Here is a 10,629-nt window from a genome sequence, read left to right on the forward strand (position 1 = left end):
CATCCACGCGCGCCCCTCGCACCAGCTGCCACCCGCTGAGCTCGGCCGTGCCGCGCAGCCCGCTGCAGCGTACGCCGCGACAGTGGGGAGGAGTTGAAGGGCAGGGAAGGTTCCGTCATGGTCCGCACTCCTCGGTGTTGTTCATGGTCGGGCATGTGACAACCGGTGTGTGCGGTGCGTACGTCAATGACGGGGGAGGGGCGGGCATGGGGCGTACGGCGGTTTGTTCCGATCCATCCGTTCGACCGCCGCGACCGGGTGGCAGGGCATGGCCGCGCTCACTGAGCGGGGCCGCCCTTCCCCGGCTGAATGAGACGGTCAAGTGTCAGGCGAAGGCGGCCATGTGAGGGTCCATCGGCGCCCCGGTCATCCGGTTGCCCAGCGTCGACATCGTGTACGCACCGATGCCCAGGACCACTTCGAGCGCGTTGCGGGGGGTGTACCCGTGGGCCAGGAACGCCTGGAGCGTCGCGTCGTCCACGGCTCCTGACGTCGCGATCACGGACAGGGTGAACTGCCGTACCGCCTCCAGCCGTTCGTCCGGAACGACCCCTTGCTCGCGCAGGGCGCCGATCAGCTCGGGGTCCGCGCCGAGTGCGGTGAGCCTCGCGGTGTGCATCGCGACGCAGACGTGGCACTCGTTGCGGGTCGCCATCGTCAGGATCAGGACCTCGCGGGAGAGTGGGTCCAGGGTGGTCGACTCGAAGATCGCGCTGATCTGCAGGAAGCCGTCGAGCAGCTCCGGCGACGTGGCGAGCCGGGCGACGGCCGCGGGCAGATATCCCTGCTTCTTCGTCACCGCCTCCATGGTGCGGCGGGCGGCAGGAGGGGCGGTTTCGAGGGTGTGGCCGGGGAAAGCGGACGCGGACATGGGTGACCTCTCGTGGCGGATGCTCACGCTAAAATCGACAACGTGATTGACGAAAAAGTAAACCAGGTTGTCGAGTTCTGCAATGGCTGAGCCGGGAGCGGAGCCGTCCGGGAGTGCCGTGGCGGGCTTTGAGCTGCCCATGCTGCTGTTCGCCGGATTCCGGTCGATCATCGATGAGTTGCACCGTGAGCTGGCCGAGTGCGGCTTCCCCGACACGCGCCCCGCGTACGGTTACGCGCTCCAGGCCGTCGGCCGTGACGGCGCGACCGCCAGCGAGATCGGCCGCCGGCTCGGGGTCTCCAAGCAGGCCGCCGGGAAGACCGTCGAGAAGCTGGAGGGGCTCGGATATGTGCAGCGCGTCGACGACCCGGAGGACGGCCGGCGCAAGCTCGTACGGCTGACCGCGCGGGGCTTCGACCTCCTGGTCAAGTCGGCCGAGGGGTTCGACCGGCTGCGCGCCGACTGGGTCCGGGTGCTCGGCGAGGACCGGGTGCGCGCACTGGAGGACGACCTGCGCACCATGGCGCCCGGGGGCGCGTTCCGGCTGGACGTGCCGGGCTGGTTCGGTGACTGAGGCGGGCGCCGGTGCCGGGCTCCGGGCGCGCCGGGATGGTTCGGTGACCGGAGTGGGCGCGGGTGCCGGGCTCCGGTCCCGGCCCACGCTTGGACTTTAGGAGCGAGAGATAGGACGTATGTTGTGTACATCCTTCCCGAGGGTCGTCCTGTGCGGCAACATGCGCACGTCGACACCCAAGAGATCCGACCAATGCTGGTCGGGAATGGGAGGGAACCATGGCACGACGTACCCGTGTGCTCAGTGCGCTCGCACTGGCGGCGGCCGCCGCGCTCGTCCCCGTACAGGCCATCGCGCAGCAGCCCGTGGACCAGCGGTCGGCGCCGCCGGGCACTCCGTGCACCGCGCCCGTGAAGCCCGCCTCGCAGATGACCGTCGAGTCCTGCGACAGCCCGGACCGGATCATCGAGAAGGCCGCGAACATCGTTCCCACCCGCGGTCGACTCGCCTGGCAGCAGCGGGAGGTCACCGCCTTCACGCACTTCGGGATGAACACGTTCACCGGCCACGAGTGGGGCTCCGGCACGGAGGACGAGAAGCTCTTCGCCCCCACGGCCATCGACGCCGACCAGTGGATGCGCGCCTACAAGGCCGCCGGTGTAGAGCAGGTCATGCTCACCGCCAAGCACCACGACGGCTTCGTGCTCTACCCGAGCCGGTACACCGACCACTCGGTCGCGCTCAGCCCCGGCAGCCCCGATGTCGTGGCCGCGTACGTGAAGGCCGCCCGCAAGGCGGGCCTGAAGGTCGGGCTCTACCTCTCGCCCTCCGGCGGCGCCGAACTCCCGCACGCCTGGCACGCGCAGTGGGTCGACACGATCCGCAAGAAGCAGGCCGAGGGCAAGCCGCTCAGCCTGCCCGAGCGCATGGCCCTGGAGGACGGCGACCGCGCCCCGGCCGGTGAGGGCCGCTTCGGCAACGGCAGCGCGGTCACGCAGCGCACCATCCCCACCCTCGTCCCCGGCGACGACCGGGCCGCCGCGGTCGGGCGCGGCAAGCTGCCCACCTTCGAGGTGATGGCCGACGACTACGACGCGTACTACCTCAACCAGCTCTACGAACTCTTCACGCAGTACGGGCCGATCGAGGAACTCTGGCTCGACGGCGCCAACCCCTGGTCCGGCTCCGGCATCACGCAGAAGTACAACGTCAAGCAGTGGTTCGACATGGTCAAGGCGCTCTCGCCGAACACCGTCGTCTTCCAGGGCCCGCAGGGCGTGCGCTGGGTCGGCAACGAGAGCGGCATCGCCCGCGAGACCGAGTGGAGCGTCACCCCGCACACCACCGACCCGTGGACGGGGCTCGGCAGCCTCCCCAACGATTCGACCGACCCCGACATCGGCTCCCGGGCCAAGCTCCTTGCCCCGACGACCAAGTATCTGCAGTGGTACCCGGCCGAGGCCGACGTCTCGATCAGGCCCGGCTGGTTCCACCACCCGGAAGAGAAGCCCAAGACCCCGGGCCAGTTGATGAACCTGTACGAGAAGAGCGTCGGCCGCAATGCCTCCCTGCTGCTCAACGTCCCGCCGAACAAGGACGGCCGGATCGCCGACGCCGATGTCGCGTCACTGACCGCCTTCGGTTCCGACGTACGACGGATCTACCTCTGATCTTGGCCAGTGCTCCGCCCTTCAGGGCGGGGGTGAAGGTCATCCTTGACCCGGAGGCGCGGAGCGCTGGGCGGCTCTGCGTCTCCGGGTTGACGGTCAGACCGGGCGCTGCGGCACCGACGTACGCAAGCAGGGCCCGGCCCCGTACACCTTCGACCGGGTCGCCGTCCGGGAGGACGTCCGGCACGGGCAGCGGGTGGAGAAGTTCGCCGTGGAGGCCCGGATCGGCGGGACCTGGCAGCGGATCGCCGAGGGCACGACGATCGGCCACCGCCGCATCCTGCCCCTGGCCGCGCCGGTCACCGCCACCTCGGTACGGGTGAAGGTGCTGGAGTCCCGGGCGACACCGCATCTGGGGGCGACGACACTGCACCTGACCACGGCGCCGTGACCGCCGGGGCCGCGCAGCCCACGGGGACTGCGCGGCCCACGGCCACGGGCCCGGTTCAGCCCCGGTCGAGATAGGCGAGCACGGCGAGAACGCGGCGGTTGTCGTCGTCGGAGGGCGGCAGGCCGAGCTTCCCGAAGATGTTCGAGGTGTGCTTGGCCACCGCCCGCTCCGTGATCACCATGTGCGAGGCGATCGCGGCGTTCGAACGGCCCTGCGCCATCAGCTCCATGACCTCCAGCTCACGCGGGGTCAGCCCGCCCATCGGCTTGTCCTGCGAGCGCCGCGACAGCAGCTGCGAGATCACCTGCGGGTCCATCGCGGTGCCGCCCGCGGCGACCCTGCGTACCGCGTCGATGAACTGGTCGGCGTCGAAGACCCGGTCCTTGAGCAGATAGCCGATGCCGCCGTTGCCGTCCGCCAGCAACTCGCGCGCGTACAACTGCTCCACGTGCTGCGAGAGCACGAGCACCGGCAGCCCCGGCCTGGCCCGCCGGGCCGCCAGCGCACACTGCAGGCCCTCGTCCGTGTGCGACGGCGGAAGCCGGACGTCGACGACCGCGACGTCCGGCGCCGACTCGGCCAGGGCCCGGGTCAGTTCGGGCCCGGTCTCCACAGCTGCCGCGATCTCGAAGTCGTACGCCTCCAGCAGCCGTACCAGGCCGTCGCGCAGCAGGAAGAGATCTTCGGCTAGGACAACTCGCAAGGGATCTCCATGGTCACCATGGTGGGACCGCCCGCGGGGCTGCTGACGGCCATGATGCCGTCGAATGTACCGAGTCGGCGTTCGATTCCGCTCAGACCCGAGCCGGATCCGACCGCCGCACCGCCCTTGCCGTTGTCCGTGACGGAGACCCGCAGCATGGCGTCCGCGTGGTGGATGTCCACCCGGACCCGGTCGGCCCCCGAGTGCTTGGCGGTGTTCGTCAGCGTCTCGCTCACCGCGAAGTACGCCGCCGACTCGACTGCGGCGTCCGCCCGTCCGTTCATCTCCACCCGGACCTCCGACTCGATCGGCAGCCGCAGCGCCAACGCCTTGACCGCGTCCCCCAGTCCGCGCTCGGCGAGGACCGGCGGGTGGATGCCGCGGACCAGATCGCGCAGCTCCGTGAGGGCTTCGGCCGACGACTCGCGAGCCATGGCGAGGAGCTTCTTCGCCTGCTGCGGGTCCTTCTCGATGAGCGCCTCCACGACGCCCAGGTTCATTCCCATGGCGACCAGCCGGGCCTGCGCCCCGTCGTGCAGGTCCCGCTCGATGCGCCGCAGTTCGGAGGCGGCGGTGTCCACGGCCTCGTGCCGCGTCTCGGTCAGCCGGTCGATGCGCCGGGCCAGCTCCTGCTCCTGGGTGGGAGCCAGCATCGCGCGGGCGATCACGAAGTGCAGCCGCAGCAGTGGCTGGCCGACCAGGAGACCGATCGCGAAGAACACCACACCGAGCGCGGCGGCGGCAAGGCCCGTCGCCTGGCTGTCGACCGGCACGAACGCGTACCAGTAACGGTCGTCGGTGAAGACCCGCCACAACCCGGCCGCCAGGACGAAACCCTCCACCGGGTACACCAGCAGCGCGGAGGCCATGACCGCCACCACGTAGCCGGCGGTCATGTCGACCAGCAGCCACTGGATGTCACGCCAGGTCGCCGGGTCCTTCAGCAACAGCGTGGTCCGCTCCACCTGCCCGGTGAAGCCGGTGCGCACATCCTTCGGGAAAGGACGGTACGGGACCGGGATGCGGACGTCGCACCAGGTGACCGCGAGCAGCCTGCGCCGGTTGGCGTGCTTGCGGACCAGCTCCAGCACGTAGGGGGTGGTGACCAGGCCGATGCCCAGCGGGATGAAGACGATGGAGAGCACGGCCCACACGAAGAGGGTGATCGACCCGACCAGGCTGGCGATCGACACCACGACGCCCCGCCAGGCTGCCAGCAGCGCGCCCCGTGTCCGGGTCCGTATCGCGTTCATCTCGGTCCGTCTCCCCTCGCCGGGCCCTCGTGCCGGACCCGTCCGAGGACAGTCTCACCCGGACGGCTCCCCGGGGGTCAGCCGTTTCACCACCCGGGCGGGGGTGTACCCAGCACCACCCCGACACCTTCGCCCTACGGCTCCGTGAGAGGGGTGCCCGACGGCTGGGGCGGCCGGCCGGCCGTTCCTAGATTCATCAGCGTCCGTCAGCGACGCGTCCGGCGTCGGCTGCCATTGACTTCGATCCGACTTCTGGGGGCGAACACGCCATGAGGCGCAACCTCGCGGCACGCATCGGTGGGTGGAGCGCACACCACCGCAAGACCGCCATTCTCGGCTGGCTGCTCTTCGTCGTGCTCGCCACGGCCATCGGCGGGGCATCCGGTCTGGTCGAGATGTCCGACGCGGAGAACGCCGCGGGCGATTCGGCGCGGGCCGAGCGCATTCTCGACGACGCCGGGCTCGGGCAGCCGGCCGGTGAACTGGTCATGGTCTCGACCGCGAAGGCGGACGACTGGCGAGGAGCCGCCCGTGAGGTCGCCGCGGCCCTCGACAGGACCGGCGAGGTGACGAACGTCGCGGCGCCGATCCCCTCCAAGGACGGCAAGGACGCGCTGATCACCTTCGACATGAAGGGGGACGCGGCGACGGCGCCGGACAGGGTGCAGCCCGTGCTCGACGCCGTGTCCGGCGTCCGGGCGGACCACCCCGGCGTCACCATCCACCAGTTCGGCGAGGCCAGCGCCGGGAAGTGGCTCGGCGACCTGCTGTCCGAGGACTTCAAGAAGGCCGAGTTCACCGCCGTGCCCCTGGCCCTGGGCATTCTGCTGGTCGCCTTCGGGGCGGTCGTCGCGGCGCTGCTCCCGGTCGGGCTGGCACTGACCGCCTGCATGGCCGCCTTCGGACTGCTCTCGCTCGCCAGCCACCAACTGCACCTGTTCCAGACCACGTACTCCGTGATGTTCCTGATGGGCTTCGCCGTCGGCGTCGACTACTGCCTCTTCTACCTGCGGCGCGAGCGCGACGAGCGGGCGGCGGGGCGCGATGCCGAAACGGCCCTGCGGATCGCGGCGGCGACCAGCGGCCGGGCCGTGCTCGTCTCCGGACTCACGGTCATGGTCGCGATGGCCGGGATGTTCCTGTCCGGCCTGATGCTGTTCAAGGGCTTCGCGCTCGCCACGATCATCGTGGTCTTCATCGCGATGCTGGGCTCGGTGACGGTGCTTCCCGCACTGCTGTCCTGGCTGGGCGACCGGACCGACGCGGGACGGGTGCCGTTCCTCGGGGGCCGGGGAAACCGGCGGGGAAACCGGCGGGGGAACCGGCGCGCACGCACCAGCGGCGGATTCGCCGGCACGGTGCTGAAGCCGGTCCTGTCGCGGCCGAAGACCTTCGCGGCAGCCTCGGTCGTCGTACTGCTCGCCCTCGCCGCGCCCGCCCTGGGCATGAAGACCGAACAGCTTGGCCTGGAGAAGCAGTTCGGCTCCGACTCGCAGCTCTCGGTCGCCTACCGGCAGATCAACGAGACCTTCCCCGGCGGTCCCGCCCCGGCACGCGTCGTGGTCAAGGCCGACCACATCGGGACACCCGCGCTGCGCAAGGCGTTCGGCGGCTTCGACAAGGTCACCGTCCACACGGCGCAGAACGTCGCCGAGATCGAGGTACCGCTCCCCGGCGGCGAGGCCGACCTCTCCGAGCTGCGCGAGAAGCGGTTGCCCGCCGCGTTCGACGGCACGGGGGCCCAGGTGTACGTGACCGGGGAGACCGCCGGGTCCGTGGACTTCAACGACCAGCTGAAGCGCGGCATCGTCCCGGTCTTCGTCTTCATCACGGCCGTGACCTTCCTGCTGATGCTGTTCTGCTTCCGCTCGTACGTCATCGCCGTGACCTCGATCGTGCTCAACCTGCTCTCCGTGGCCGCCGCGTACGGAGTGATGGTCGCCGTCTTCCAGCACGGCTGGGGGGCCTCGCTGATCGGTTCGGAGGGCGTCGGCGCGATCGAGGCCTGGATTCCGCTGTTCGTCCTGGTCGTCCTGTTCGGACTCTCCATGGACTACCACGTGTTCGTGGTCTCCCGGATCCGTGAGGCCCGTGACCGCGGTCTGAGCACCCGGGCCGCCATCGACGAGGGCATCCGGCGGACGGCGGGCGCGGTGACCGGTGCCGCCCTGATCATGGTCGCGGTGTTCGCGGTCTTCGGGACGCTGTCGATGCAGGACATGCAGCAGATGGGCGTCGGCCTCGCCGTCGCGGTACTGCTGGACGCCACGATCGTACGGATGATCCTGCTGCCCTCCGTGATGGCCCTGCTGGGGGAGCGGAACTGGCGGACCCCGCGCGGGCCGGCCCGGCTGCCGGGCCTGGAGCACGGCGAGCCGGAGACGGGCACGCCCGAGGCCCTGGCGACGTCGGGGACGCGCGGCTGACCGACGGCCCCGGCCCGCTCACCAGCGGCCGGGGCGGTTGCGGCAGGTACCTCTGGCAGTGTTCGCACGTTCAACAGAAGGAGCGAATGGTGCGATGGTCACCCCGGCGCACCTGTGCCGTGCGATGCGCCGCGGTGCCATCTGAGGACGTCACTCACCCCGGCTGCCACCCGCTGAACCGCAGCCCGCTCCCGCCGTTCGCCGCGCTCAGAAGGACCCCACGTCCTGGACCGGGGGCCGCCCCCGGTCCAGGACGACCGTGGCCACCACCCGCAGGCTCGACCCGTGCGCCATACCCGCGGAAGCTCGGCCGGAGGGCACCATTCCTTGGCCCCGATTGGGACAATTCGACAACTCTCGGCAGGTGGAGCAGCATGGCTAAGCGGGAGGTGTAAAGATCGCTGGCCCTCAGTAATGGCGGCGCGGCCGGTCGACGGGCGCCGGGTAAACCGACCCCTACGCGATCCCAAAGCCATGAGCTCATATGATCTCGCTTTCTCTCCGCCACCCACCAGGCTCGGGCCGTCCGTGAGCATCTCTCTTCTCGGCGGTTTCGACATCGTGGTCGGCGATGAACCGGTGACCGTCCCCGTCGGCTCGAAGCGACTTCTGGCGTTCATCGCGCTCAATTACCGGGCTGCTGTCCCTCGGGCTCTGGTCGCCGGGAGTCTTTGGCCCGAAGCATCCGAGCAAGGTGCGAACACGAACCTGCGGTCGGCACTGTCACGCCTGCAGGGCCTCGGGAAGCAAGCACTGAATATCTGCCCCGCCGAGTTGCGACTCGCGCGGGAGGCCACCGTCGACCTGTACCGAGCTCGGTCGTTGGCCCAGCACATACTCGATCCCCGTGTCCCGGCCGAGGAGCTCGACCTCAACGCGGCGACCGTCGACCAGCTCTCCGTCGATTTGCTGCCCGGCTGGTACGACGAGTGGATGTTGCCGGAGGCGGAGCAATGGCGGCAACTTCGACTCCACGCCCTTGAGGCACTGACGGGAGTTTTCATCGACACGAAGGAGTTCGCCGGGGCTGTGACGGCCGCCCATGCGGCCGTCCAAGCGGATCCGCTGCGGGAGAGCAGCCAGGCTTCGCTGATCCGCGCCCACCTGGCGGAGGACAATCGGTCCGAGGCGCTGTGCGACTTCGAACGCTACGAGCAGCACCTCCACGACGAGTTGGGGCTTCGGCCCACACCGCGCCTGCGCCGGCTCGTGTCCGAACTTCAGCGGTCGCGTCCCGGTAACGGATCCCTGTAGCTGTGACTGCGTGAGCGGCCATGCACGTCGGCGTACGAGCCGACGTGCATGGCCGCGTACTTGAACGGGGTCTTGCGAGATTTTCGTGATGAGGGTGACAGCGCGTCCTTTGTTCACGCCAAGAAGATGGTGCTCGCGAAGGAGCGGGAGGCCGGTGCGGCCGTAGCCACGGCGCTTGAGGAGCTTGGCTCAGGTCACCTGGCCTCCGCACTGGCCGGAGCCCCACGTACGGGACCGCCCCGGCGGTGATCGCTTCGAAGTCGCTCTGCAGACCACCGGCGAACTGTTTGATGTAGGTGCTGCGGCCCTGGCGCACGGCCCGCCCCTCGACCTGTTCGGCGAACATCTGCCGTACGCAGCCGGGACTGTCTCGGAACAAGCGCCGTACCGACAGGTCGATCGCCACCGGGCGGCCACCGACCGCGAGATCGGCCACAGTCCGGGCGTACCGGCTGTGCACCCGCGACGAGACGCAGCTGCAGCCAGGACAGGTCAGCTCCACGTGATCGCCGGTACGAGCGGTAATACGAATCAGGCCGCCGTCCACGGACACCGCTCCACCGACACCGCACTCAGCTGCGGATGCACGATTCTGAGAAGGTCATCACGCTTGTCGGCCATTCCAGGTGCTGCGACGGAGCGTCACCGGTGCGCAGGAGTTGTACGGCCGACCTCACGAAAATCTCGCAAGCCCCATTGAATTCGTACTGACTGCGTACGTTCACGTGTATGCCGACAGGCATCGCCACATCCACTTCCTTGTCCTCCCGCGGCAGTAATGCTCGCCCTGGATCGACGGGCCGCCGTCACTCACTCAGTCCTATGGGGGTTTCCGTCGTGGCGTGGAGTCGTTGACTGCAGGGAAAATGGGCCGAACTCGGCCTGGGTGCCCGCGTGGTAAAGCGCCGCAGAGGCCTGAGCAGGCAGGGGAAGTGCCTGGCTGCTCCGAATCACGTGAAGCGAGATTTCGTCGCTGCTGAGGAACCCGATGTCGTCCGGGTGGGCGACATGATGGAGATCGTCACGGCCGTGTCGGGTCGTGCTTCGACTTCGCCGTGAGCAAGGCCTTCGACACAGCCCTCAGCTCAAGTACGTCCACGGTCATACCTTCCTCGGCCCGGCCGGCCGGGCCGAGGCCCGGATCAGGGCAACGTGAGTACCGGACCGGCTTCGCCGCGGAGCTGGTTGCATCGGGATGACTCCACAGTTCGAGGGGATGGCCCTATCACGGAATTGGCGAACCCGCCACTGCTCAGTGGCGGGTTCGCGTTGTCGAGTCCGGTCGGTAGGTTTGGCTTGGTCAGCACGCGACAGAGGTCACGTCTGTGCGCCCTGCTGGAGGACGTTGCCGTTCTCCGGGCCGGTCTGTGCGCCCTGCTGGAGGACGTTGCCGGGGCCGCCGGTCTGTGCGCCTTGCTGGAGGACGTTGCCGGGGCCGCCGGTCTGTGCGCCTTGCTGGAGGACGTTGCCGGGGCCGCCGGTCTGTGCGCCTTGCTGGAGGACGTTGCCGGGGCCGCCGGTCTGTGCGCCTTGCTGGAGGACGTTGC

General features: G+C 69.4%; 6 protein-coding genes and 3 pseudogenes. 4 read left to right on the top strand and 5 right to left on the bottom strand.

Annotation, left to right across the window (positions count from 1 at the left end; translation table 11 throughout):
- Positions 1 to 325: 325 nt before the first annotated feature.
- Complete coding sequence (locus ACFVV1_RS16515) at positions 326 to 871, bottom strand: carboxymuconolactone decarboxylase family protein (protein WP_389989893.1); 546 nt, start codon at positions 869 to 871, stop codon at positions 326 to 328.
- Between the two features lie 82 nt (positions 872 to 953).
- Here ACFVV1_RS16515 and ACFVV1_RS16520 point away from each other — a divergent pair, with 82 nt between their 5' ends.
- Both ACFVV1_RS16520 and ACFVV1_RS16525 read left to right on the top strand, forming a co-directional pair.
- Entirely contained in the window at positions 954 to 1,445 is a 492-nt protein-coding gene (locus tag ACFVV1_RS16520; RefSeq protein ID WP_389989894.1) for a MarR family winged helix-turn-helix transcriptional regulator, read from the top strand.
- A 218-nt stretch (positions 1,446 to 1,663) separates the two neighbouring features.
- Positions 1,664 to 3,437 (top strand): annotated as a pseudogene (locus ACFVV1_RS16525) (alpha-L-fucosidase); the annotation flags it as partial.
- Positions 3,438 to 3,501: 64 nt separating this feature from the next.
- On the opposite strand, the gene ACFVV1_RS16530 reads toward ACFVV1_RS16525, so the two are convergent.
- Both ACFVV1_RS16530 and ACFVV1_RS16535 read right to left on the bottom strand, forming a co-directional pair.
- Entirely contained in the window at positions 3,502 to 4,149 is a 648-nt protein-coding gene (locus ACFVV1_RS16530) for a LuxR C-terminal-related transcriptional regulator (RefSeq protein WP_389989895.1), read from the bottom strand.
- Positions 4,134 to 5,402 carry a sensor histidine kinase gene (locus ACFVV1_RS16535; protein ID WP_389989896.1) on the bottom strand — a complete coding sequence of 423 codons (1,269 nt, stop codon included), beginning with the start codon at positions 5,400 to 5,402 and terminating at the stop codon, positions 4,134 to 4,136. Before ACFVV1_RS16535 ends, ACFVV1_RS16530 begins: the two co-directional genes overlap by 16 nt.
- Before the next feature lie 269 nt (positions 5,403 to 5,671).
- On the opposite strand from ACFVV1_RS16535, the gene ACFVV1_RS16540 reads away from it, so the two are divergent.
- Positions 5,672 to 7,828 carry an MMPL family transporter gene (locus tag ACFVV1_RS16540; RefSeq protein WP_389989897.1) on the top strand — a complete coding sequence of 719 codons (2,157 nt, stop codon included), beginning with the start codon at positions 5,672 to 5,674 and terminating at the stop codon, positions 7,826 to 7,828.
- Positions 7,829 to 8,356: 528 nt separating this feature from the next.
- The gene (locus ACFVV1_RS16545) at positions 8,357 to 9,082 is read left to right on the top strand and encodes a BTAD domain-containing putative transcriptional regulator (protein WP_389989898.1); all 726 of its coding nucleotides are present in this window, start codon (positions 8,357 to 8,359) and stop codon (positions 9,080 to 9,082) included.
- Between the two features lie 385 nt (positions 9,083 to 9,467).
- Here the strand turns inward: ACFVV1_RS16545 and ACFVV1_RS16550 are convergent.
- A pseudogene (locus ACFVV1_RS16550) lies at positions 9,468 to 9,635 on the bottom strand (transposase family protein); the annotation flags it as partial.
- Between the two features lie 764 nt (positions 9,636 to 10,399).
- Positions 10,400 to 10,629 (bottom strand): annotated as a pseudogene (locus ACFVV1_RS16555) (hypothetical protein); the annotation flags it as partial.

This window comes from Streptomyces sp. NPDC058092 (assembly GCF_042884935.1).
GTDB lineage: Bacteria > Actinomycetota > Actinomycetes > Streptomycetales > Streptomycetaceae > Streptomyces.

What these genes read in the sequence shown, in the direction of transcription:
- ACFVV1_RS16515 (WP_389989893.1), bottom strand. Translation starts at nt 871, where the DNA reads ATGTCCGCGTCCGCTTTCCCCGGCCACACCCTCGAAACCGCCCCTCCT.
- ACFVV1_RS16520 (WP_389989894.1), top strand. Translation starts at nt 954, where the DNA reads ATGGCTGAGCCGGGAGCGGAGCCGTCCGGGAGTGCCGTGGCGGGCTTT.
- ACFVV1_RS16535 (WP_389989896.1), bottom strand. Translation starts at nt 5,402, where the DNA reads ATGAACGCGATACGGACCCGGACACGGGGCGCGCTGCTGGCAGCCTGG.
- ACFVV1_RS16540 (WP_389989897.1), top strand. Translation starts at nt 5,672, where the DNA reads ATGAGGCGCAACCTCGCGGCACGCATCGGTGGGTGGAGCGCACACCAC.